The organism is Pectobacterium parvum (assembly GCF_020971565.1).
GTDB classification, from domain to species: Bacteria; Pseudomonadota; Gammaproteobacteria; order Enterobacterales; family Enterobacteriaceae; genus Pectobacterium; species Pectobacterium polare.
Map to the genome: position 1 here is coordinate 2,689,091 of NZ_CP087392.1, position 24,399 is coordinate 2,713,489.

Annotated in this window: 23 protein-coding genes; 1 reads left to right on the plus strand and 22 read right to left on the minus strand. The window is 53.4% G+C overall.

The window, feature by feature from the left end; all coding sequences use genetic code 11:
• The first annotated feature begins 3 nt into the window (after nt 1-3).
• Nucleotides 4-606: a cytochrome c-type protein NapC gene (gene napC, locus LOZ86_RS12150; protein WP_039481125.1), complete on the plus strand. Its 603-nt coding sequence runs from the start codon at nt 4-6 to the stop codon at nt 604-606.
• Nucleotides 607-1,160: 554 nt separating this feature from the next.
• On the opposite strand, the gene ccmI is transcribed toward napC, so the two are convergent.
• From ccmI to licT, 22 genes are all read right to left on the minus strand, one after another.
• Nucleotides 1,161-2,030, minus strand: a complete 870-nt coding sequence (gene ccmI / locus LOZ86_RS12155) for a c-type cytochrome biogenesis protein CcmI (RefSeq protein ID WP_230242075.1) — start codon at nt 2,028-2,030, stop codon at nt 1,161-1,163.
• A complete protein-coding gene (locus LOZ86_RS12160; RefSeq protein WP_039481132.1) occupies nt 2,027-2,485 on the minus strand; it encodes a cytochrome c-type biogenesis protein in 459 nt (152 codons plus the stop codon). Before LOZ86_RS12160 ends, ccmI begins: the two co-directional genes overlap by 4 nt.
• Nucleotides 2,482-3,039, minus strand: a complete 558-nt coding sequence (locus LOZ86_RS12165) for a DsbE family thiol:disulfide interchange protein (protein ID WP_039481135.1) — start codon at nt 3,037-3,039, stop codon at nt 2,482-2,484. The genes LOZ86_RS12160 and LOZ86_RS12165 overlap by 4 nt, the downstream gene beginning before the upstream one ends.
• Nucleotides 3,036-4,991 (minus strand): heme lyase CcmF/NrfE family subunit, encoded by a 1,956-nt coding sequence (locus tag LOZ86_RS12170; protein WP_039481138.1) that lies wholly within the window; start codon nt 4,989-4,991, stop codon nt 3,036-3,038. Before LOZ86_RS12170 ends, LOZ86_RS12165 begins: the two co-directional genes overlap by 4 nt.
• The gene (gene ccmE, locus LOZ86_RS12175; protein ID WP_039481140.1) at nt 4,988-5,470 is read right to left on the minus strand and encodes a cytochrome c maturation protein CcmE; all 483 of its coding nucleotides are present in this window, start codon (nt 5,468-5,470) and stop codon (nt 4,988-4,990) included. The genes LOZ86_RS12170 and ccmE overlap by 4 nt, the downstream gene beginning before the upstream one ends.
• Nucleotides 5,467-5,688: a heme exporter protein CcmD gene (ccmD, locus tag LOZ86_RS12180; RefSeq protein ID WP_039481143.1), complete on the minus strand. Its 222-nt coding sequence runs from the start codon at nt 5,686-5,688 to the stop codon at nt 5,467-5,469. Before ccmD ends, ccmE begins: the two co-directional genes overlap by 4 nt.
• Nucleotides 5,685-6,425: a heme ABC transporter permease gene (locus tag LOZ86_RS12185; protein ID WP_039481613.1), complete on the minus strand. Its 741-nt coding sequence runs from the start codon at nt 6,423-6,425 to the stop codon at nt 5,685-5,687. Before LOZ86_RS12185 ends, ccmD begins: the two co-directional genes overlap by 4 nt.
• Nucleotides 6,426-6,493: 68 nt before the next feature.
• Entirely contained in the window at nt 6,494-7,150 is a 657-nt protein-coding gene (gene ccmB / locus LOZ86_RS12190) for a heme exporter protein CcmB (protein ID WP_010305762.1), read from the minus strand.
• The gene (gene ccmA / locus LOZ86_RS12195) at nt 7,138-7,770 is read right to left on the minus strand and encodes a cytochrome c biogenesis heme-transporting ATPase CcmA (protein ID WP_039481145.1); all 633 of its coding nucleotides are present in this window, start codon (nt 7,768-7,770) and stop codon (nt 7,138-7,140) included. The genes ccmB and ccmA overlap by 13 nt, the downstream gene beginning before the upstream one ends.
• A gap of 189 nt (nt 7,771-7,959) precedes the next feature.
• Nucleotides 7,960-8,820, minus strand: coding sequence for a heme lyase NrfEFG subunit NrfG (nrfG, locus tag LOZ86_RS12200; protein ID WP_039481148.1), 861 nt, complete (start codon nt 8,818-8,820; stop codon nt 7,960-7,962).
• On the minus strand, nt 8,817-9,218 hold the full coding sequence (nrfF, locus tag LOZ86_RS12205; protein WP_039481152.1) for a heme lyase NrfEFG subunit NrfF: 402 nt from the start codon (nt 9,216-9,218) through the stop codon (nt 8,817-8,819). The genes nrfG and nrfF overlap by 4 nt, the downstream gene beginning before the upstream one ends.
• Nucleotides 9,211-11,085, minus strand: a complete 1,875-nt coding sequence (locus LOZ86_RS12210; RefSeq protein WP_039481155.1) for a heme lyase CcmF/NrfE family subunit — start codon at nt 11,083-11,085, stop codon at nt 9,211-9,213. Before LOZ86_RS12210 ends, nrfF begins: the two co-directional genes overlap by 8 nt.
• A gap of 21 nt (nt 11,086-11,106) precedes the next feature.
• The gene (nrfD, locus tag LOZ86_RS12215) at nt 11,107-12,069 is read right to left on the minus strand and encodes a cytochrome c nitrite reductase subunit NrfD (RefSeq protein ID WP_161546941.1); all 963 of its coding nucleotides are present in this window, start codon (nt 12,067-12,069) and stop codon (nt 11,107-11,109) included.
• A complete protein-coding gene (gene nrfC / locus LOZ86_RS12220) occupies nt 12,066-12,737 on the minus strand; it encodes a cytochrome c nitrite reductase Fe-S protein (protein WP_039481162.1) in 672 nt (223 codons plus the stop codon). Before nrfC ends, nrfD begins: the two co-directional genes overlap by 4 nt.
• Entirely contained in the window at nt 12,734-13,303 is a 570-nt protein-coding gene (nrfB, locus tag LOZ86_RS12225; RefSeq protein ID WP_039481165.1) for a cytochrome c nitrite reductase pentaheme subunit, read from the minus strand. The genes nrfC and nrfB overlap by 4 nt, the downstream gene beginning before the upstream one ends.
• 48 nt (nt 13,304-13,351) lie before the next feature.
• Nucleotides 13,352-14,725 carry an ammonia-forming nitrite reductase cytochrome c552 subunit gene (gene nrfA, locus LOZ86_RS12230; RefSeq protein WP_230243163.1) on the minus strand — a complete coding sequence of 458 codons (1,374 nt, stop codon included), beginning with the start codon at nt 14,723-14,725 and terminating at the stop codon, nt 13,352-13,354.
• Nucleotides 14,726-15,226: 501 nt separating this feature from the next.
• Entirely contained in the window at nt 15,227-16,240 is a 1,014-nt protein-coding gene (locus LOZ86_RS12235; protein ID WP_052012019.1) for a nucleoside hydrolase, read from the minus strand.
• Nucleotides 16,241-16,350: 110 nt separating this feature from the next.
• On the minus strand, nt 16,351-17,541 hold the full coding sequence (locus LOZ86_RS12240) for an alpha/beta hydrolase (RefSeq protein ID WP_284145703.1): 1,191 nt from the start codon (nt 17,539-17,541) through the stop codon (nt 16,351-16,353).
• Nucleotides 17,542-17,605: 64 nt separating this feature from the next.
• The gene (locus LOZ86_RS12245; protein WP_039481170.1) at nt 17,606-19,264 is read right to left on the minus strand and encodes a carbohydrate porin; all 1,659 of its coding nucleotides are present in this window, start codon (nt 19,262-19,264) and stop codon (nt 17,606-17,608) included.
• 275 nt (nt 19,265-19,539) lie between these two features.
• Nucleotides 19,540-20,934, minus strand: a complete 1,395-nt coding sequence (locus LOZ86_RS12250; protein WP_039481172.1) for a glycoside hydrolase family 1 protein — start codon at nt 20,932-20,934, stop codon at nt 19,540-19,542.
• 35 nt (nt 20,935-20,969) lie between these two features.
• Nucleotides 20,970-22,871 (minus strand): PTS beta-glucoside transporter subunit IIABC, encoded by a 1,902-nt coding sequence (gene bglF / locus LOZ86_RS12255; RefSeq protein WP_039481174.1) that lies wholly within the window; start codon nt 22,869-22,871, stop codon nt 20,970-20,972.
• 312 nt (nt 22,872-23,183) lie between these two features.
• A complete protein-coding gene (licT, locus tag LOZ86_RS12260) occupies nt 23,184-24,047 on the minus strand; it encodes a BglG family transcription antiterminator LicT (protein ID WP_039481176.1) in 864 nt (287 codons plus the stop codon).
• Nucleotides 24,048-24,399: the final 352 nt, after the last annotated feature.

Here is a 24,399-nt window from a genome sequence, read left to right on the forward strand (position 1 = left end):
GCTATGAAACAACCAGGAAAAGTGGGACGGTTGTTGCGCCAGCTGTGGCAATGGTGGCGCCGCCCGAGTCGGCTGGCGCTGGGAACATTGCTCATTATCGGCTTCGCGGGCGGTATTTTCTTTCTGGCAACATCCCAGAAAGGCATGGAAATGAGCAACAGCGAAGCGTTCTGCATCAGCTGTCATGAAATGCGCAATACGGTTTATCAGGAATATATGGAAACCGCACACTACAGTAACCGCAGTGGCGTGCGCGCCACCTGCCCGGATTGCCACGTTCCGCATGAATTTGTGCCGAAAATGGTGCGTAAGATTCAGGCCAGTAAAGAGCTGTACGGCAAAATAATGGGCACGATTGATACGCCACAAAAATTTGAAGCCCACCGGCTGACGATGGCGCAGAGCGAATGGCGGCGCATGAAAAATAACAATTCTCAGGAATGCCGCAACTGTCACAACGTTGACTACATGGACTTCTCAGGGCAAAAAACCGTCGCGGCGGAGAAACACAGCGAAGCGATAAAACTCGGTCAAACCTGTATCGATTGCCACAAAGGCATCGCCCACAAACTGCCGGACATGCACGGCGTCAAAAGCGGGTTATAACCTGCGCCTCGAAGTAACGGGACGGCGTCTGCCGTCCTCAACACATCTGGTTATCTTACTTTTGTGAATCCGTGAGGGTTTCGTGCGCAGTAAGTAGTGTGATCTTCTGCAACTCGCGTCGCATGCGCCCGACGCGGGTGTGGCTAAGGCCGCTCTCAGCACAGCCAGAAAAAGCCGTCCCAAAATAACAATGTACTCAGTCCAGCCTTGTGATTTTATGGGGTTGGCTCGCGTAAAAAAATCGCGCAGAGGTGTACATGACCGCCGGATGAGCGGCATGGACGCCGCGAAAGCCTGCGCCGCGTAAGGAACGCGTCGCAGACGGTCCGAACAGCGGGCATGAACACTGACGGCACCGCGAAGCGGCGCGATTTACCGCGAAAAGCCAGGGGTCACGGGGCGACGGCAACTGAGCCGCCCCGTGTCGGGCGCGTGCTGCAACGGTTGCAGAAATTCACGCAGCTTGTTGCGCACGAAACCTGCACCGTAACAACAGAAACAACAAAAGGGCGATATATCGCCCTTCTGCTATTGATGATGAAGATAAAAAAGGATTATTTCCCCGTGGTAGCCTGCACCGACATTGACGCTTTCGCCTGTGCCACGCTGCGTTCAATGACCGCTCGGCGCGTGTCGTTTTGCGGTAACAGCTTCAACATGGCTTCCCAGGCGTTAATCGCGTCCTGATAGCGCTGGGCTTCATAGGCATTGAAAGCCAATAGGCTCAGTACACGCACATTGGTCGAGCCGGAATTCATCAGTTCACGCAGCATGTCACCACCACGCTGGCTATCACGCGGGTTGGTGGATCGTGATAGCAGATCGGCATAGTCCAGCGCCAGATCCGTATTCTTCGGATCGAGTTGGAACGCCTTGGCAAACGCCTGCACGGACATGTCGTAGTTATTCAGCAAGCCCGCAATGCGCCCCAGCATCCACCAGTCTTGTGCATTGTCTGGCTGCGTTTCTAGCTGACTACGCAATCCTAGGCCGAGACGTGCGACCTCTTCGATGGTCAGCGGTTCAGCGTCAGGACCCAGCGCTCGCTTCATCAGATCCGGCGTTAACGCCATAACCTGCTGCAATTCCTGCACGCGATTAACCGCCGAGGTTTTCCAGAACACGCCGAGGCTGACAATGACCAGCAGCAGCACTCCCGGCAGTAAAACCCAGCGGTTTAACGGACGCTGTTGTGCCTTCGCACCGCCAGGAATATCCTGCAACAGCGTATGCTGAAGCTCTTCAACCAGTTGAGCACGTTCCTGTTCATTGGCAACATCCCCATTAAGCTCACGCAGACGATCGCGATACAGCGCCTGATTGATCGCATCGCGATCGTATTCGCCTCGTGACGACCACGGTGCAAGCAGCAGCGCGGAAAGCGCAATCAGCGATAGCACAATGACGGTTGTCAGTAACATCATTCCGATTTCTCCTCACGTCCCAACAACATCTGCAAGCGCTTTTTATCCTGTTCGCTCATGGGTTCTTTGGCACTTCTGATGCGGCGTGCACGCCGGATAATCATCCCTGCGCCCAACGCCAGAAACAGCGCTGGCAGCAGCCACAGCAGGATGGTAAACGGTGTGATCGGCGGTTCATACGTCACAAAGTAGCCGTAACGATCCACCATATAATCGACAACCTGCTCTTTCGTTTGCCCCTGCTGCATCAGCTCGTACACTTTCTGCCGCATATCCGAAGCAATCATCGAGTTGGAATCGGCGATGCTGTTGTTCTGACATTTTGGGCAGCGCAACTGCATCGTCAACTCACGAAACTGTTGCTCCTGCGTGTCGTTGTCAAAACGCAATACTTCGGATGACGCCAGCACGCTGAACGACAGCAGCAATGCACCAAGGAAGCTCAGCACTCTCATGCGCCGCCCTCCTTGCTGTATTTCTCCCACAGCGGTTGCAGCGTTTCTTGCCACACCTGCATGTTGAGATCGCCCGCATGGCGATAGCGAATGATGCCTTTCCCGTCGATCAGGAACGTTTCCGGCGCGCCGTACACGCCCAGATCTAGCCCCAGCATGCCGTCGCCATCAAACAGGCTCATCGCATAGGGGTTGCCTAGCGTCTTCAGCCACTCAATCGCTTTGGGGCGTTCATCTTTATAATTCATGCCAACGACGCGAATTCCCTGCGCCGCCAGCGTGTTGAGAAACTGGTGCTCCGCGCGGCACGTCGGGCACCAGGTCGCCCAGACGTTCAGCAGCAGCGGCTTGCCATCACTCAGCTCAGATTGGTTATAAACTTTCCCCGGCTGATCCAACGATTCAAGACGAAACGCGGGAGTCGGTTTACCAATCAGGGCGGACTCCAGCCGCATGGGATCGTCGCCATCGCTGTTGCGCACCAACTGCCACAGCAAGGCAACGGCCAGCAGTAAAAACAGGGCGAGCGGGATTAACAAAATCTTACGGCTCATGATGCTGTCTCCCGAACCGCGCGACGCAGGCGATAGCGCGGGTCAAACATGCACAGGATGCCCCCTAACGCCATCAGCCCTCCACCGTACCAAATCCAGCGAATAAACGGTTTGTAATACAGCCGCACCGCCCAGCTACCGTCATCCAGCTTTTCACCCAAGGCGGCATAGAGATCGCGCGTCACACCCGCATCAATGGCGGCTTCCGTCATGATCGCGCCGCTGGTGTTGTAGAAGCGTTTTTCCGCTTTCAGCGTCGCTTCCGGTTTACCGTTGCGCGTCACCTCAATCGTTCCTTTCGCACTTTGCCAGTTCGGCCCCACGACATCACGCACGCCTTGAAACGTAAAACGGTAATCGTGGATCGCGATGCTGTCGCCAGCCCGCATCCGTACATCCCGCTCAACGCTATAATTCTGGCTGAAGGCGATGCCTACCACCGTCACCGCCAGCCCAATATGACCGCACACCATGCCCCACTGGCTCAGTGAGAGCGTGGTCAAACCGCGCAGAAAACCATGACGACGGGTGGAACTGGTATGTAGCTCGTACACCGTTAAGAAGAACACCCACAGCGCCATCGATAGGCCGACCACCGTCATGGCAACAACGGAATCCTGGAACAGCCACGGCAGCAGCAGCGACAGCGCGGCGGTCACGGCCAGCGCAATCAGCAGCAGCTTACGCAGCTTTTGCGGCTCGTCGCGCCGCCAGCGCACCAGCGGCCCCACGCCCAGCAGTAAGGCAAACGGTGCCATTAACAGGGTGAACATGGTGTTGAAGAACGGTGCGCCAATCGAGATGCTGCCTAAGCCAAGCTGTTTATGCACCAGCGGCAGCAGCGTTCCCAGCAGCACCACAAGCGTGGCCGCCATCAGGATCAGGTTATTGCCGAGCAGGAACGTTTCGCGCGACCAGAGCGAGTTCGTGACCCGCGCCCGAACTCGATTGCCTTTGATGGCGAACAGCAGCAAAGAGCCGCCGATAACAATGACCAGAAACGCGAGAATAAACATGCCGCGTGCCGGATCGGAGGCAAACGCGTGCACCGATACCAGAACGCCGGAACGCACCAGAAACGTCCCCAACAGACAGAGTGAGAACGCGCCGATGGCCAGCAACACTGTCCAGGCCTTGAAGCTGCCGCGTTTTTCGGTGACCGACAGCGAGTGCAGCAGCGCCGTGCCCACCAGCCACGGCATCAATGACGCATTCTCCACCGGATCCCAGAACCACCAGCCGCCCCAGCCGAGCTCGTAATACGCCCAGCCCGAACCGAGCACGATACCTAGCGTCAGGAACGACCACGCCGCCTGCGTCCACGGCCGCGACCAGCGAGCCCACGCGCTGTCCAATCGCTCAGCCAGCAGCGAGGCGACCGCAAACGCAAACGCCACGGAAAACCCGACATAGCCCATGTAAAGCAGCGGAGGGTGAAAGATTAACCCGACATCCTGCAACAGCGGATTGAGATCGCGTCCGTCAATCGGATAGTCCGGCAACGTGCGCGTAAAGGGATTCGACGTCAGGATGATGAACAGCAAGAAGCCGACATTAATCATCCCCATGACGGCCAGCACGCGGGCGACCGCATCCAGCGACATCCCGCGACTGAATACCGCCACGGCGAAAGTCCAGCCGCTCATCAGCAGTACCCAGAGCAGCAGCGACCCTTCATGTGCGCCCCACGCTGCCGCCACGCGATACCATACCGGCAGCGCACGGTTCGAGTTGTTGGCTACGTAGAGAACGGTGAAATCATTGATCACCAGCGCATGCACCAATACGAGGAAAGACGCCAAAATGCATGCAAACAGCGCCCAGGCAAGCGGACGCGCCAACGCCATCAGACGAGTATCCTGACGCGATGCGCCCCACAGCGGGTACACGCTGAGCAACAGCGCAACCCCCAGCGCCAGACAGAGCAGATAATTGCCCACTTCAGGCATCATAACCGTTTACCCTCTGTGGCCGCGGCTGGTGCATGACCGTTTTGTTCTTCCATCGCCGCTTTGATTTCCGGTGGCGTGTAGTTTTCATCATGTCGGGCAAGCACTTCTTTCGCCATAATATGATCGTCGGTATCCAGAATGCCTTGTGCCACCACCCCTTGCCCCTCGCGGAACAGATCCGGCAGCATCCCGTTATAGGTCACATCGACTGAACCCTGCGCATCATAAACGGTGAAGCGGACTTCCAGACTTTGGCTGTCGCGACGTACGCTGCCCGGCATCACCATGCCGCCGACGCGCAAACGCTGTCCAATCGCCGGTTTTTCCTGCGTTTCATTCTTGCCGTAAAGAATTTCACTGGGCGTATAAAAGAGATCGATATTTGAGCTCAACGCATAGAGCGTCAGCGCTATCGTCAACACCGCGCCGCAGACGACGGCCAGAATGGCATAGAGGCGGGTTTTACGCGGTGCACTCATTGCGTCACCTCCATCGTTTTCGACTGACGAGCCGTATTCTTGCGCTGCTCACGCGCCTGCTGGCGACGGATATCACTCAGCAATGCGCGACGGTTCAAGAGGGTATGACTGACCAATGCACTCAGCGGTAACAGCGTGAGCACCACGGCCAGCCAGACATAAAAGGCATAGCCGCCCATCGCAAAGAAATCCTGCCAACTTGTGAAAGCGATGTTCATCGTGCTATCCCTCCTTTATTAAGCAGCGCAACCACCCAAGGCGCACGGCGCTGCTGCACCAGTATCAAGTTACGCAATCGCATCAGTGACAACGTCACGAATAAGCTCATAAACCCTAACATCATGATTCGCAGCGGGAGACGCATAGCGGGATCGATGGTTTTCTGCATTTTTGTCGACCCCTGATGCAGGGTATTCCACCACTCGACCGAGAAATGGATGATGGGTAAATTCACCACACCCACCAGCACCAGAATGGCCGCCGCGCGACCAGCAAGGCGGCGATCGTCAAACGCGTTGTAGAGCGCGATGATGCCCACATACAGAAACAGCAGAACGAGTTCCGACGTCAGACGCGCATCCCAGACCCACCAGGTTCCCCACATCGGTTTGCCCCAGGTGGCACCCGTCGTTAGCGCAATAAAGGTAAACACCGCGCCAACGGGTGCCATCGCCGCCACGGCAAGCTCCGCCGTTTTTGACTGCCGAATCATCCCGACAAGCGCACATATCGCCATCACGGCATAGACGCCCATCGACCACACGGCCGCCGGCACATGCACGTACATGATGCGATATCCTTGCCCTTGCTGATAATCCGCGGGCGCAAAGCCAAATCCCAGCAGGCAACCGCCGATCAACAGCGCCGCGCTAAGCAGGGAAAACCAGGGGATAAGCCTGCCGCAAAGGCCATAAAGGCGATCCGGCTGCGTAAGCTGATAGTTCTTTTTCAACATAATCGTGTGCTCACTCTGCGTAAAACTCATCCCAGCGGGACGATGAAGGCGATCCTGAGATCGGAAAATTACTGAATGCTCACCCGCAACGCCGCTGCCGTGGCAAACGGGCTCAGGGTAGCGCTGCCCGCCAGAAAGGCACCGAGGATCGCCAGATACCCGCCCACCGGCAGTTGCATCATGGCGGCCTCGACCGCCGCCGTTGCAAAAATCAACAGCGGTATGGTGAGCGGCAAGACCAGCAGACTTAACAGCACACCGCTGCGACGCAGCCCGACCGTTAATCCCGCGCCAATAGCCCCCAGAAAACTGAGCGTTGGCGTGCAGAGCAACAGCGTGAGCGCCATCACCCACCAGCCGTGGCTGTCCAGCCCAAACAGAAGCGCCGCCAGCGGAGAAAGCAGTAACAGCGGCAGCCCGCTGACCATCCAATGCACCACCACTTTCGCCAGCACCACTAACGGCAGCGGCAAAGGCAACAGCGTCAGCTGTTCCAGTGAACCGTCCTGATAGTCATCGCGGAAAAGCCGATCCATCCCCAGCAGCGAAGCGAGCAACGCCGCCACCCACACCACACCGGGAGCCACGCGCATCAACAGCTGCGGCTCTGGTCCAATAGCCAGAGGAAACAAAATGATGACGATCAGGAAGAACCACAGAGGGTTGAGAATTTCCGCGTTATTGCGCAACGCGACGCGCAGTTCTCGGGCAATCAGACGCCGCATGATGGGGTTCCTTCACTCGGTGTCAGTTGGATACAGCGAATGCCCTGAGCGAACGGACGCAGCGGCTGATGGGTGGTTAAAATGATGATGCCGCCGCGCGCAATATGGTGTTCCATACGCTGAGTCAGCATTTCGACGCCCGCCACATCAAGCGCGGTCAACGGTTCATCCAGAATCCACAGCGGAACATCGGTGAGCCACAAACGCGCCAGCGCGACGCGACGCTGTTGTCCCGCAGAAAGACGCGCCACTGGCACGTCTTCATAGCCGGCCAGCCCGACGGCGGCCAGCGCCTGCCAAAGTGCATCCTGCTGCTGTTGCGGATAGAAAAAGCGCAGGTTCTCTTCACCGGTCAGGGCGCTCTTGATGCCCGGCTGATGGCCTAGCCATAGAAGCTGCTGATTAAACTGCTCGCGCATACGGTTGATACGTTGCCCTTGCCAGCAGATTTCCCCCGATTCAGGCGTCGCCAGGCCACTTAAAATACGCAACAGCGACGTTTTTCCCACCCCGTTGGCGCCAGCAATCTGCACCATTTCTCCCGCGCTGGCCGTAAACGACAACGCGCTGAACAGCACATGCTCATCGCGTATGCAAACCACATCGCGCGCTTCTAACATCGGGGTGTACTCCTACTTTCTTAGTGGCTATAGAATAACATGGTGCCCGTACTCCCCCTCTCGGGGGCCGTAACCATAAAGAGTTAATCTTTTTTATTGAGATCAATAAAATCAGCGATTCTGGTTATCCCCCGCCATCATGGCGGTGCAAAAAGCCTCGCTTGTCCCTCTGATTCAAGGTATCTCACGTTATTTCTGACTGTTCTTCAGCAGCGTTGCCGTGTTGATCGCCTCGATTAACTGGACGCGGTTAACTCGCGGGCTGTACGTATCCAGCAAGCGCTGCCAAATCGTAATCGCACGCGCATAGTCCGCTTTCAGGAACGCGTCAGATGCCAGCAGCATCAGCGCCGTCACTTCATTGGCATCCAGTGCCAGCGCTTTATCGACCATCTCTTGCATCGGGGGCGTGACGGCCTGACCCGCCTGGTAATACAGCACCGTCGCCAGCGCCGAATACAGTTCCGCGCTGTCGCCCTTTAGCGCAATCGCCTGCCGATAAGCGCGCAGCGCGTTGTCGTACGCGTTACGGTAAAGATAATATTCACCCAACTCAGCCCAGAGGACGCTGTTGCCCGGCGTCTTACGAATGTTGTCCTGCAAGGTCGCGAGCTGTTTTTCCTGCTGTTGCGCGTCGCTAAAATCGTGTAGCGGATCGGCAAGCCGCTGGCGTTCCACCTGAACCAGCGCAACACGCGGACTTAGCATGTAGAACGTCGCACTACTCAACAGGATAGCGATGACCGCGGCCACAACCGCGATGGCGGGCAGAGGGCGCTGCGCGGACGAAGACGATGGGGCTAACGGCAGATCGTGGGACAGTTCTCGACCCAGCATCTTTGCCTCATGCTCGGACAGATGCTTTCCTGCCTGTTCACACTGGAAATGCCAGATGCGCTCCGCCAAACGCGGTAGCTTGCCATCCCCCTCCGACTGACGCAGGGGCAAGAGCGGCCATAACAGCCCGGCAGCCAGAACGACAACCGCGATGGCGACAAACACCATGCTTAATAAGTTCAGGTCTAGCAGGCTCACGCTTAACAGGCTCATAGACGCGCCCCTCGGTTCTGTCGCCGTATCACCCGCCACGCGATAACCGCAATCGCTAACAGCAAAAGCAGCGGCGTGAGCCAGAGGATGCCGGTTTGCATTTTCATCGGCGGGTTGTACTGAACAAAGTCACCATAGCGCTGGTTCATAAACGCCATAATTTCTGGCTTATCTTTGCCCTGCTCCACCATGGAGAAGACCTCATGGCGCATGCTGACCGCCACGGGCGAATTCGATTCCAGCAGGCTCTGGTTCTGACATTGTGGGCAGCGCAACTCGCCAGCAATCGCCATCGCAGTCTGACGCTGCACCTGACTGGAAAACGCCCAGGTATCGACCACCTGAGCCTGCGCAGAAAAAGTCAGCAGCATGAAAAAGAGCGCAATGTATTTAGTCATAGGCCCTTCTCCCTCTGAACCACCCCAGCAGTGCGCCTGCGACCATCAGCAGGCCGCCGCCCCACACCCAGCGAACGCCGGTTTGCACGTAGAAACGCATCGCATAGCGGTTTTCGCCGGTTTTCTCTCCCATCACGGCATACCATTCTCTGATCGGCCCCCAGGCAATGCCCGGCTCAACCATCTGCTGTTTACGTGCGTTGTAATAACGGCGTTCCGGCATGACCTGAGCAATTGGTGAATCACCACGATAAATCGCAATCACAGCCTGCTCCGCGGTGTAGTTCTGTGCCGCGACTAACTCCAGCTGTAAAAATCGGAAATGGTAGTCGCCCAGCGTGACCTGTTCTCCCTGACCCACATTGGCGCTGATTTCCTGCTTGCTGCCCGCAGAGAACGCAATCCCCAAGGCAAATAGCGCCACGCCCGTATGCGCCAGCAGTGCAGGAAGTTGATGACGTATCGCCGACAGCGGCTGTAACCACTGCGCAGCCATAGCCCAGCCGATCAAACCCGCAGCCAGTGCGACAGCGTACCCATACGGCCATAAGATCAGAGCGGTAATAATGCCGACGGCCAGCGTCATGCCTACACGCCGGACAGGCCATCGCGTGCTACGTTTCCAGTAGCCTCCCGCGGCGACCCCGATGAGCAACAGCATCAGGCCACCGAAGGGCAAGAGCACGCGGTTAAAATAGGGTGCGCCGACGGAGATTTTCCCCCAGCCCGCCAGCCCGTAGATCATTGGGTAAAGCGTGCCGAGCAGTACCACCAGTGCGACAGCGCTGAATAACAACAGCACCAGCAGTATCGCCATTTCCCGCGACCAACCGGAGAAACGGGCAGCAGAGCGGACAAGCTGAGCACGCCAGCCATAAACCGCCAGCGCCGCCATGCTCAAGCAGGCAAACAGGATAAATAGAGGTACCGCGCGATCGTGTTCGAGCGCGAAGGCATGGACAGATACCAGTATCCCGGAGCGCACAATCAGCGTGCCCAGCAGGCATAAAATGAACGTCAGCAGCGCCAACATCAGCGACCAATGGCGGAAGATGCCGCGCATGCGGGTGACAGACAAACTGTGCAGTAATGCGCTAGCCGTGAGCCACGGGAGCAGCGAGGCGTTCTCTACCGGATCCCAGAACCACCATCCTCCCCAGCCCAGTTCGTTATAGGCCCACCACGATCCGAGGATGATGCCCAGCGTTAACAGGCTCCAGGCGGGCAGCGTCCAACGCCAGCAAATCCAGGCGGCTGGCGCAGTAAACTCACCGTGAATCAGGGCGGCTAGCGCTAGCGCCGCACTCACGGTTAATCCGCCATAACCCAGATAGAGCAACGGTGGATGAAGGATAAGGCCAATGTGTTGCAGCATGGGATTGAGATCCCTACCCGCCACCGCGGGCGGGAAGAGACGCACAAAAGGATCGGAAAAGAACAGAATGAACACCAGCAGCGCGGTCGCGATCGCGGCCAGCATCGCCAGCGTCAGTGGGAATAGATCGCTCGTCTCCTTACGATAGCGGCAGGCAAACGCGGCGCTCCAGCCGGTTAAACATAACAGCCACAGCAGCAGCGATCCTTCATGCCCGCCCCAGACTGCCGCAATTTTTAGCCCTAGCGGTAAATCACGATGGCTATGCTGGGCGACGTAGTTAACAGAGAAATCATCCTGTACCACGCTCAGCGTCAGCGCGATAAACGCAAACAGCACAAGACCAAACAGTACTAACGTCCAGCACCGCGCCAGTCGGTAAGTGCCCGACCAGCGCAGGGAGTAGCCTGAAAATGTCAGCAACGCCGTTGCCACACCGACGCAAACCGCCAGCGACAGCGCGACATACCCAAATTCTGGCAATAACAACATCAACAGGCCTCTTGCTGGGAATTAGACAACGGTTAACTGCCCCGCATAGAGGATAAAAAAGCGCAGTAACAAGACGCCCACCAGACTCAGGCCGCACACCGCCAGCACGCCATAAGGTGAATGCTGTCGGCTGGCCCATGACTTGAGCAGCAAGGGAATGACTAATCCAATCCCTACCACGCCCAGCCAGAACCACACGGCCCAGAATCCTCCGCCCACAGCCGCCACCAGCGCCCGCTGCTTCCCATCGTCCCCTAAAGCAAGGCCGATAAAGAACGCGAACAGCAAGAAGATCTCTAACCACACGACGGGCGTTTCGACACGGTGTACAAAATGCGCTTCTTCGCTATGCGGATTGCGGCGATAGCGGCAGGCCATGGCGATCAGCGCCACGGCTGCACCGGAGGACACTCCCGAAAACAGGAATAAAGCCGGTAAGATCGGGTTATTCAGTAGCGGATAGGTCTTCAGCGCGGAGAGTAAAAATCCGGTGTAAGCGCCTAACATCACCGCCAGCAGCAACATCACGATATCCAGTGATTTCTGCATTGGTGCCAGCCAGCCGAGCACCTTGGGAAGTATGACCAGCTTCGGCAACCAGCGCTGTTGCAGCACGATAACCTGCTCGCTGAAAATGTTGACCAACCAGATCGCCAGCGCCGCCATATAGACCTGAAACAGCATGACCCCAACCGACATCACCGAGGTAAAGCTGTAATGGAACATCAACTTCCAGAACGTCCAGGGACGCGTCAGGTGGAAGATCAGAATCAGCAATCCCAAAATGATGGTGCACGGCGCAAGAATCAGCGTGGTGCGCATGAGCGTACTGTCTGCGGTTGCCTGTTCGGGGTGGTAGCGCCGCAGTAAGGCCGACAGCGTCACCAGCCCCGCAGAAATGCCCACCAAAAACAGGTAAATCGCAATCGGCCAGTCCCAGACTAACGAAGCAAAATGGAATGCGCTTGAAGACACGGGCGTCATTGATGAACCTCCCCGTATTTAAACGGTACGCGATAAACCTTAGGACGAGTGCCGAGCGCGATTTTGTAGCGATACGTCGGCTGTTGACGAAGCAATCGGGAAATCTCGCTGTCAGGATCGTCAAGGTTACCGAACGTCAGCGCGTTAGTCGGACAAGACAACACACAGGCGGGCAGTTTTCCGGCTTTCAGGTTGGTCTTGCGGCAAAAATCGCACTTATCCGCCGTTTTCGTCTTCGGATGAATAAAGCGCACCTGATAAGGACAGGCAGCAAGACAGTATTGGCACCCTACGCACAGATCGGGGTTCACATCCACAATGCCGCTTGCCGCATCGCGATACGACGCCCCTGTAGGACACACGTCAACACAAGGTGCATGGTCGCAGTGCTGGCAGGAGTGACGGAAAAAACGGTATTTCACGTCAGGGAAAGTCCCAATCGGCTCGCTGCGAACGATCGTCAAGCGCGATACGCCTTCCGGCACCTGATTAACCTCCCGGCAGGCATCCATGCACGCCGTACAGCCGATACAGAGCGATTCATCGTGGATCATGCCGTAGCGGACGCCGTTGATATTCAGCGTCTGTGCGACGACTTGCCCCGCCGTACTGGTGATGGCAATCAGCCCCCCCATCCGGGCAAGAAATTGACGACGAGAGCAACTCATGGCTGCCTCTTATTACCCAGATGAACTGAGGCTGGGTTGAAGTCTGGGTTATTACGCTGATCGCTATGGCAATCCACACACAGTTTGATGCGACCCTTGTCGTTCAGCGTCTGCATACTATCCTGCGTGGGGTGCAGTTGATGGCAGCTGGCACAGGCCACTTTAGCGACGTGCACATCGTGTGGCCAAAACGACTTCTGCAACTGCTCCGGCGTATGGCATGACATACAGACGCTGTTTTGCTCTTCCACCTTATACATCGGGAAGTTAAAGCGCATGACATCTTTAACGCCTTCGCGGTGCAGCAGAGACGGCTTACCGTGACAGTTTGTGCAGGTCAGCTGTTGCTGATTATGCGGGTTGACGGCGGAGGCATGCTTGCCCTGCATGCCATCCTCTTCCGGTTTATGGCACTGTAGACAAGCCTCATCGGGATTACGCTGCGGCATGACCTCCCAGCGCTCTCCTTTTTCCGCCTGAGGTGCGGGCTGCGTCAGCCCTGGCAATGCCCAAAGCAGGCCTGATACCAGCACCCCGGCAGTCAATAACGAACGTAATACGCTCATATCCACTCCATTTTATGATCGCCCGCGTCCACGGGCGATGAGGGGTTATTAGTTCAGTCGTCCCGCTTTACGCGCTTGCTCATCCCACTGCGGCACTACCGTGTTCAGGAAATCCTGTTTTTCGGCTTTGATTTGCTGCATGTTGAGCCCAATCGCCTGCTGCGCTTTTTCTTTCGTCGAGATATCCGGCAGCTTGATTTCTCCTGTTATCCCTTTCTGGGCCAACAGGCGCACTAGCTTGGTTCTCGCCTCGGCGGATTTACTCAGCGAGGTGCCAAGCATGCGTAAGCCTTCATCCGGCGCATGCATGTGAATACCGTGAGAGGCAACCGCCAGATCCCAGCGCCATTGCGCATGGCGAATATCCATCAGAATCGGCTGCATTTCTGCTTCGGTTGCACCGGCATCCCAGGCTGCTTTCGCCTCAAAGTGCGCGTGAACCAGTTGCTCTTCTGCTTTCAGTTTTAAGTCCTGAATGGCCGTTTTGCGTTCAGCAACCACCGCCTGCATCGCCGCTTTATCCTGCGTGTGGCAATTGGTACAGGTTTCGCCGTAATTATCGAAAGGGTTACCAATCTTGTGATCGGTATACAGTTTGCCGTCCGCGTTTTTCACTTTCGGCATATGGCAGTCGATGCAGGTCACGTTGTTTTTACCGTGAATACCAATGCTCCAGGTTTCATATTCTGGATGTTGGGCTTTCAGCATCGGTGCGCGGGAAAGGGTGTTGGTCCAGTCGGAGAAGGAAATGGCGTCATAGTATTTTTCCATGTCTTCGACTTTCGTGCCGTTATCCCATGGAAATTTCACCGCTTTGTCTTTACCGGAAAAATAATACTCAACGTGGCATTGCCCACAGACCATAGACTGCTGGCCGAATCGACTGGTTTGATCAAACGGTTTGCCAATCGCTTCCATTGCACGCTCGGCATAAGGGCGGGACAGCGTCAGCGCCGGTTTGCCCTGAGCAAAATCCGGGGACGCGGTATCATGACAGTCCGCACAGCCGAGATCGTTAGTAATCTCCGGCCCGCCTCGTGCCCATTTGCCTTTGAAGTAGCCGTCCTCGCCTTCCTGTTGAATCAAGCGGGCGACATCCGGGCTTTTACAACTCCAGCACGCCATCGGCAGAGGGCCATCTTCTGCCGTCTTGGGTGCACCGGTACGCAGCGTTTCACGCACATCCGTGATGGCGTAGGCGTGGCCGCGCGGCTTGTTATAGTCTCTGGAGAAGGGATAGCCCGCCCAGAGGACCACCATCATGGGGTCTTCTGCCAGCGCATCGTGACGCTCAGACTGTTCACTGGTCGCTTTCCACGAGTTGAACTGATCGGGGTGTTGATTGGTGAAGACGGAGTTTCTTGCTTCTATCGGGGCGGGAGGGGGTGACGCCGGAGCATCAGCGGAATAGGCTGGCATCATTAGAAAGAGACTGGCTACCATGCCCCACAGATAGGAGACTGACATGCTTATCCTGACCATGCGTTTGTGTCCAAATTAAGCCGCCTACTGGCGGTCGTTTTAGTTATCCATTTGACAGAAACCACAACAACTGTCGTGACATTACTCGCACTATGAATAACAAAAAGATGCATTCAAAATATTGTTTTTGATCAAAGGTAAAGAAAAGTAATGAATCGTATCGAAAGTTATATGAGGATTGTCTCAGTCACAGAGGGTGGACATAGCAGGATATGGCGAGGGAATTAAACGCTGAGGGCTTAAAAACTAAGCACTTAAAAAGCGGGGCTTAAGCATCAAGGTAGGTGGCACAAGTACTGGGATGACGTGTCCATGTCGGCCGTTCATCCCCGAGTATTTGCTGACAAAGCGCGGCGTTTTGCCTGATAGAGAAAGTTCAGACGCTCAATAAGTGGGGCTTAAGTGAAAAATGTTGCCCCAGAGTATGCCCTTCCGGGATGTTTATTTCCCTTGGCCATAGGCCAACGTCAGCTTGGCGTAGAAATCTTCCAACGTGAAGCGGGCATCAACGGCGTTATATACCCGAATCTGGCGCAAATTTTTCTGAGGCGCATAGGTCAGATCGTCATTTAACTTCGGTGCATTAACCAATGTGTAGTGATATTCGTGGTCATCCAACAGCAGAGAAACCGCGGGGTTATCGCCCAAGGCCCAGACTTCACTTTTCGGCCACGGAACATCCTTGATGGTTTCGGAAATCGCACGATTAAACTCGATCAGCTGTTGCCACAGGTACTCCCCGACCTTCCCCTGCGGCTTAACGCGCACGGCAAGCTCAGACAGCGAGACGCGCACGGACATATAGACATTATGCGGCACCTGCCACAAAGGCACCTGAGACTTGAATACGCTGTTCGCCGCGACCGGATCGTTAAACATATTGTATTCCCAGCCACCTTTCGGATAAGGCATGCCACCAATCCACACTACCGTCATTTTGCTGGCGATCTTTGGTTCAGCCTGCAATGCGGCAGCGATATCCGTAATCGGCCCCATGACTAACACAAACAGCGGGGGCGAATCCTCTTTTAACGCTTCCTTGATCAGCATTTGCGCCCCTTCACTCAACGCAGGCGCGCCACCGTCGGCTTTCAGCGCGTGCGTCGCACCGCGATACACGGGAATGTCCGTTTTTCCCATCACGTTCATCAGGCGCTGGAGCTCATGGTAGCTTTCCATCATGCTGTTTTCGCCATCACGTTTCATCAACGGCGCAGCACGGGAGTAATGGGCAGCAATCAGCCCTTTCACCTGCATCGTCGGCGTCAGCACCGCATGGGCAACGGCAAAATCATCGTCAGCCTCGTTTTTCGCATCAGCGCTGATAATGACGCGAATCTGCTTATGATCGGCCACGTCAAAAGGGGAATTTTGAGCCTGTGCGCTGAACGCACTGAGGAAAGGCAATGCCATGATCAACATGGCAAAACGGGAAAAGTAGCTGCGAATAGACATGATTATCCTTAACGCTAACGGTGCTTGGCCGTCGTTGATATGGCAGCCCAGCGATCCAACTGCCATCAGAGAAGCGGGCATGCGACGACGCTGCCCGCAGCATGAAGACGCTATTTAAAAAGCTTCTGAACAAACTCGCTGTAGGCCGGTCGCCAGACATCCATTTCATGACCAAGATCGGGATAATGGCGGTAATCAAACCGGATATTCTTCTGTTCTAGGATGGTTTTCAGGCCCGCAATATCCTTACCCGTAATGTTGTCGGTCTCGCCAATCACTACAGTAAAGTTCTTCAGTTGCTGGTTAATCTGCTCCGGTCGTTCAAGCTGTGCCGCAACGGCCGTGTTCGGCACCGTTTCTGTGGTCACGCCGCTAAACGTTGCCAGCCAGCCGAAATGATCCAAGTGGCTCATGCCGGATACCAACGCCTGATAGCCGCCCTGAGACAGCCCGGCCAGTGCCCTGCCGTTTGCATCCTGACGGACGTTAAAGCGTTTGCCGATCTCGGGGATAATGTCATGAATGAGTTCCCTGTCCGCCGCTAACGCATTGCGCGGATAGAACACCTTGCGGCGCTCCTGCGGGGGATAGTCTTCCGGAATGATGCCGGGAACGTCCGTTTCCGTATCAGGAATGACGACCAGCATTGGCTCAATCTTTTTCTCTGCCAGCAGGTTATCCATCATCTGCGGTATCCGTCCTTGCACCACGGCCGATGCGCCCGTGTCGCCAAAGCCATGATAGAAATAGAGTACCGGCAGCGGTTTTGACGATTCGCTATAGCCCGGCGGCGTCCAGACATGCACCTGACGCTCTGATTTCAAGGCTTTCGAATGGTAGGTCAGCGTTCTCAGCTCACCGTGTGGCACCTGACGCACGTCCAGAATGCTCCCCGGCACCAGAATCAGGCTGGTATTCACCTGACGCTGTGGCTTGGTCAACGCCGTGCCGGTATCAATGGTGCGAAAACCGTCCACGCTGAAGAAATATTCATACAGGTTCGGCGCCAGCGCTGACGTCTTGAACGACCATACGCCAGATTCATCTTTCGTCATCGCGTGGGAAGCGATTTTATCGGGCGTCGAACCGGTAAAAACACTGACCTGCTTCGCTGTTGGCGCAAACAGGCGGAAAGTAATACTGCTATCGGCATTCACCGCCGTGACGTATTGGCTCACAGGGACGGTTGCCGCAGGCATAACCGGGAAATCGGCAGGTAGTGCGAATGCATGCATGGAGGCACAGGCAAACAGACTGGTTGCCAGTATCGATACCGTTCGATGCTTTAAATTTATCAGCATATTGTTGCTCCATCTTGTAAGGATGGCAGGCGTTTCAGCCTGCCCTATTTGCGGCAATCCGTCGTTACCACCACACCTCAGCCTGAACACCGACAATAAACTGAGATTTATTCTTATCATCCGAGAATTTGTAACCCGAAATCTCATTATCCAGAATATTTAAGTACGTACCGTAGAGGCGAATTTCTGGTCTGGAATTCAGGATGCTGGTATCCACTTTCAGCGCATGATAAAGCGTGGTTTTATAACCAGACTCGCGGAAGTTTGCACCGGCTTGATTGGTATTTTTCTGCGTAAACCAACCTAGCTCCACACCAGTTTGGTTATAGGTATCCCAAATATAGGCGGGACGAATAACGGTACGGATACTTTCGAAATCGCTGTGCGCCCCCGTTTCATAGCTATAAATATCTTTACCCCAAGAGTACACCAACGCATTAGCCATGATGATGTTGTCATGCAAATACATTTCACCCTGTGATATTACGCGAAACGCATTACCGCCCGTGTGATCGCCATAATAATTTTCACCCTGTCCAATTGACGGATTACCGTCATTGTATCGGGCAAACCCACTGGCGATAGAATTATTCGCTGACTGCAACGTAAATTCGTTAAATCCACCACGCGCATCCAGTTTCTGCTTGACGATTGCCGTCGCCAGATAGCTGTCCTTCATTTTGAAGTATTCATTATTGCTTTCGTTATGTTTCTGGCTATCGTTCTTATTTGCCATCACATACTTACCAATCAGCGTTAGCGCACCGTCGTCCCACAATGGCAGATTTTTATACCGAATCTCCATCGTGTTGGTATTCATTTTGGTTTTATCCGCGTTTCTACCAATATTCGGGTTTTCGTATTCTCGAGCATAAACGTTAACGTCTTCACGCGTCAAAGCAAGATCTAATTTACCCGGCCCCGCGTTCATATTCTCTATACCGACCCCAGCACCGGCATAAACACGATCGCTTTTCCAGTCCAGCATTTGAATTTCATACACGGGGAGGACATGTTTACCGACCCAAAAATCTGCTTCTGGCACAAAAGGCAGGAATCCGTTGGTTGTCAGGTACAAATCGGAGAACTGAAGGACGTTCTCATTACCCGTATTATCACCAAACCAGCCCGCGCTGTATTGCTGTCCAACGTTTCCGTCGAGTTTAACCACGGCGTGTGCCGTCTTGCCATCTTTGTTATAAACGCGCTGGGTGAGAAGAAGATCGAACCAACCAGAATGTTCATTACCAAAACGACCTAAAGAACCAATGGCATAGGATTCCGGTGAACCATTTGTCCCAGTTGCCCAACCGGAACGTAAATAACCGGTATAGGAGAAACCAATGTCATCTTTAACGTATTTGCTAATTTCATCCAACGTGAGCGGTTTTTGCTGTGTATTTGCAGCCGTAGCAACATCAACCGAGCTTGTCGCAGAGGCCGCTACCGTATGGTTAGCCGGAGAACTGTCAATAGATACAACAGCTCGTGTTTTATCTTTCGCCGTTGAATTTGCGGCAACTTGGGTTTTGTTCTCTGCGATCGTCTTATATTCGCGCAGCTCTTTTTTCGTTGACTGCAATTCGGCTTTATTTGCCGCCAGTTCTTTCTCCAATAGTTCCAGCCTTTCTTCTACGGTCAATTTCGCGGCCATAGCACCATTAGACAAAAACACTGACGACATCAGTAATACCATCATCTTTACAGGGAATTTTTTACGCATATTTATTATCCGAGTAGGGTATATTTTAAAATATTAAACATCGATTTTAAATTGAAACAGTCCCCTCACGACGCTAGCCGTAAGTCCGCCTGTTTGTACACGTTGTGTAAATCCTAAATAACCGTTTATATGATTTAATGGCTAGCCCATTCCCTCCCGCTTCATCTTATTTCCTCGCCATCTTTCCCATGGGTAGTAAAAAAATAGAGTTCGCATTCATCCCAGAACTTATTTTTCTGAGAATGAATGCGCAAATGACTCATCGATGCGATGGTTTATTTCAACGTTTCACCATTAGAGGAAATGACCTCTTTATACCAGTAGAAACTTTTCTTACGCCGACGTTCTAACGTGCCGTTCCCTTCATCATCACGATCGACATAAATGAAGCCGTAGCGTTTCGACATTTCGGCTTTTGACGCGCTGACCAGATCGATAGGCCCCCAGCAGGTGTAACCCATCACCTCAACGCCATCTTCCAGCGCTTCACCCACTTGATACAGGTGATCGTTCAGGTATTGGATGCGATAGTCATCGTTAATGCTGCCATCGCTTTCAAGTTTGTCTTTGGCACCTAAACCGTTTTCCACAATGAACAGCGGCTTTTGGTAGCGGTCATACAGATAGTTCAGTAAATAACGCAGCCCTTCCGGGTCGATCTGCCAGCCCCATTCGGAGCTTTCCAGATGCGGATTCGGCACCATATTCAAAATATTGCCACGGGCTTTCAGGTTCACTTCTTCATCGGTGGTCACGCAGCCCGTCATGTAATAGCTGAAAGAAATGAAATCGATAGTTTCTTTCAGCGACTGACGATCGTCTTCCGTTACCGTTAGCGTAATACCGTGCTGTGCAAAGAAACGCTTCATGTACGCCGGGTAGTATCCTCGGGCTTGGACATCACCGAAGAACAGCCAATCGCGGTTTTGCTGCATGGTTTCCATGACATCCGCAGGCTTGCAGGTTAATGGATAGAACATGGAACCCAACATCATATTGCCGATTTTGGCATCAGGGATGATGTCATGACACGCCTTCACCGCTTTAGCACTCGCCACGAGCTGGTGATGAATCGCCTGATAAATATCCTGCTTACTACTCTCGGTAGGTAAACCAATTCCAGTAAATGGTGCATGTAATGCGCAGTTAATTTCGTTGAACGTCAGCCAGTATTTCACTTTGTCTTTATAGCGCTGGAATACCGTGCGGGCGTAACGCTCAAAGAACGTAATCGTTTCACGGCTGCCCCAGCCACCGTAATTCTTCACCAGACCGTACGGCATTTCATAGTGGGACAGCGTCACCAGCGGCTGAATGCCATACTTTGCCATTTCATCAAACAGGCGATCGTAAAATGCCAGCCCCGCCTCATTCGGCTGGGTTTCATCGCCCTGCGGGAAAATGCGCGTCCAGGCAATGGAGATTCTCAGGCATTTGAAGCCCATTTCAGCAAAGAGCGCGATATCTTCGGGATAGCGGTGATAAAAATCGATCGCAATGTCTTTGATTCCGCTGTCGCCCGGCGTACGCGTGACGATCTCGCCAAAAATACCCTGTGGCTGTAAATCGGACGTTGATAATCCTTTGCCGTCCGTTAAGTACGCGCCTTCAACCTGATTGGCTGCGATCGCGCCGCCCCACAAGAATTCTTTCGGAAACTGATGGCTCATCTTTTCTCCTCCCAATTGGGTCGTAAATGTCAATGTCAGCGGATTAACGTCAGCAAAGCGCCCTGTTCCTGCACGGCGTTTCCGGCGGTAGGCAGAACATCAACGTAATCTTCGCTATTGGTGATAATGACGGGCGTTGTCGTGTCATAGCCGGCTTTCTCAATCGCCTGATAATCAAACTCCACCAGAAGATCGCCCTGCTTCACGACATCGCCGGTCTTAATGTGTGCAGTGAAATACTGACCATCCAATTTCACCGTATCGATACCGACGTGAATGAGCACCTCGGCTCCCTCTTCCGATTCAAGTCCAATGGCATGGTTGGTCTTAAACAGCGAGGCAACCGTACCGTTCACCGGGGAAACCACGCGCCCGGCCAGCGGTTTAATCGCAATCCCTTTTCCCATTAAGCCACTGGCAAACGTTTCATCGCCGACCTGTTCAAGTGGCAGAACCGTACCTTCGATCGGGCTGTTTATCTCTTGTTTACGCGTTGCATCACTCTGATGCTGTGTGGCTTGTGGTGCCGCCTCAGTCGCATTTGCTTCTGTTGCTTTTTCTTGCGCGGGAATCCCGAACGCCCAGGTCGTCACAGCCGCGAAGGTAAAGGCAATGACCGTACCAATAATGGCAGCCCAGACCGTGTTATCGACACCGGTCGGCGGAATAACCTGAGTAAAGGTGAAGATGCTCGGGAAGCCGAAGGAGTAAATCGTGGTGTTGAAATATCCCAAAACACCCGCGCCGATGGCACCGCCTAAACAGCCAAAGATGAAAGGACGTTTCAGCGGCAGCGTGACGCCATACACCGCAGGTTCGGTAATACCAAAGATTGCTGCCGAGAACGCCGAACCAGAAATCCCTTTCAGCTTCATATCACGGGTACGCAGCAACACGCCGAGCACCGCGCCTGCCTGCCCTAATACCGCAGGCGTCAGCAACGGCAGCAGTGTGTCGTGTCCCAACACGCTGAGGTTGTTGATCATCAGCGGCGTTAAACCCCAGTGCAGACCAAAAATCACGAACACCTGCCACAGCGCGCCCATCAGTGCGCCCGCAATCGTGGAGTTCAGCCCGTAGATCAGCTGGTAGCCGCCGGCCAGCATATGCCCAAGCCAGGTTGCCGCCGGCCCAATCAGCAGGAACGTAACGGGGACCGTAATACAGAGGCACAGTAACGGCGTGAAGAAATTGCGGATGTTGATGTGCAATATCGCATTCAGTGGCTTTTCCAGACGTGAGGAGAGCCAGGCTGAGAAAATAATGGGAATAACGGAAGAGGCATAATTAATAAATGTGATCGGAATGCCGAGGAAATAAAGTTGCTGATAATTCGCATTTTGCATAGCGCCAAATTCAGCAATCATGGAAGGATGCACCAGCGTGGCACCAATCACCATGGTAACGAATGGATTACCACCAAATTTTTTCCCAGCGGTATAACCTAGCACCACGGGGAAGAAAAAGAATAATGCGTCGCTTGCTGCAAACAGAACTTTATAGGTTCCGCTGGTTTCAACCATCCAGCCGCACACTAAACTCAGTGCTAAGAATCCCTTTAAAATACCGGAAGCAACCATGACACCAATTAATGGCGTAAATATACCAGAAATAATATCGATGAAGCGGGAAAGAAGATTGCCTTTCTTCTCATCGCCTTCCTCATTATTTGAGGAATCAGCCTGATCGGTCAATCCAGCAATATTCTGTAAACTGCGATAGACGTCACTGACATGATTGCCGACGACGACCTGAAACTGTCCGCCACTTTCAACCACCATGATCACGCCTGAATTACTTTTCAGCGCAGCGGCATCCGCTTTTTTGTTGTCTCTTAATTTAAAGCGTAATCGGGTTGCGCAGTGCATCACGCTAATGATGTTGCCACGTCCGCCGACACCATCAAGTATCTCTGTTGCTAATGCTTTGTATTCCATCGTCTATCCTTAATACTAAACAGACTTAAATATCAATAATTTAAGATTGCCAGCTCTGTTTGAGACAAAAAAAAACCTAAATCGTTTTTCCCAATAAGCATTGAGAAAACGATTTAGGTTTTGCCTGCCCGCCTAGACTAGCCTGACAGTAACAATCCTGCTTGTTTATCAGTGTGATTACTGCACCGACAATAAAACCAACTTCATCTGATAATTTTCTTTCCACCTACTCTATGCTTTCACTTTCACCGTATGCAAGAGCATTTATCTTGTCATACTGTTATTTTGTGACGAAAAGCAAATTAGCAGAAATTATTCTCCATCACCGGGCTCTATTTTATCCTGACCTTCTGTCCGTACGCGTTCAATATGAATCGTTAAGAACATCAACTCTTCTTTCGTTAACGTATACTGATACTTTTGAATAATATGAACCTGTATTTTTTCCGCACAGCGATAAGACAATTGATACCTTTCCTTCACGACATCATGTAATGATTCGTCATCACTAAATACCGTACTCTTTCCTATTAACCGCTGCGCAAAAAATTTCAGATGCGTAACAAAACGATGATAGCTTAACGCCTGTTCGTTATAATCCAGACTCAGCTGATATTTTACAATATTCAGTATTTCCTGCATGATTTTAGTAATCTGCAAGACTTCCGGCATTTCGCTGTCAAGCTGCGCATTCACCAAATGCAGCGCAATAAATCCCGCCTCATCTTCCGGTAACCGCACGGCAAGACGCAGCTCAATAATATCCAGCGCCTCCAGGCCAACCGCGAATTCCTTTGGATACAGCCGTTTTATTTCCCATAATAGCACATTGCGGATGTCCACCCCTTGTTTGTGGCGCTCTATCGCAAAATGACAGTGATCCGTTAAGGAGATATAGACGCTGTTTTGCAGTTTCCCGGGCAAACGGTCTTTTGCCAGCAGAATGATTTTGTCTGCCGTCGTGATGACATCCATCGGAATCTCTGACAGCAGCTCCTGTAGACGCGATGTCAGCTCGCCGGATTTCATCACAAACACACGTTCAATCAGCGTTTCGTCCAGCAGATCGCCAGAGTGCTTTTTGAAGCCCAGCCCGCGTCCCATCACAACCGACTCATTATTGTTTTCGTCGATCACGGTGACGACATTATTGTTGAGTATTTTGGCAATCTTCATTTTTCAAACCCTGGAAACAAAAAAAACCAGACACCCGTAGCAAGAACGAGCATCTGGTTTTGCCTGCTTACGCAGTAACAATCCGAAATGGCAGGTAAACTACCATTTGCATTCATCTTCTCAAGAAGCATGACACAAAAACGTGATACGGATCGACAGAAAAACATGCCGCTTACACGTGTTTTCTTTATTTATTGTCGACTGTTACAAGAATCAACCACTTGCTGGTCGTTCGCCGTAATACCGTCTTTATACCGTGGGTTTCTTAGGCAGTTGCGCAACAAAGTTAGGTAAAAACACCAAATCGCTCAGTTTTTTGCGTAAACACGACAAAATATTCAATTTCATCCCT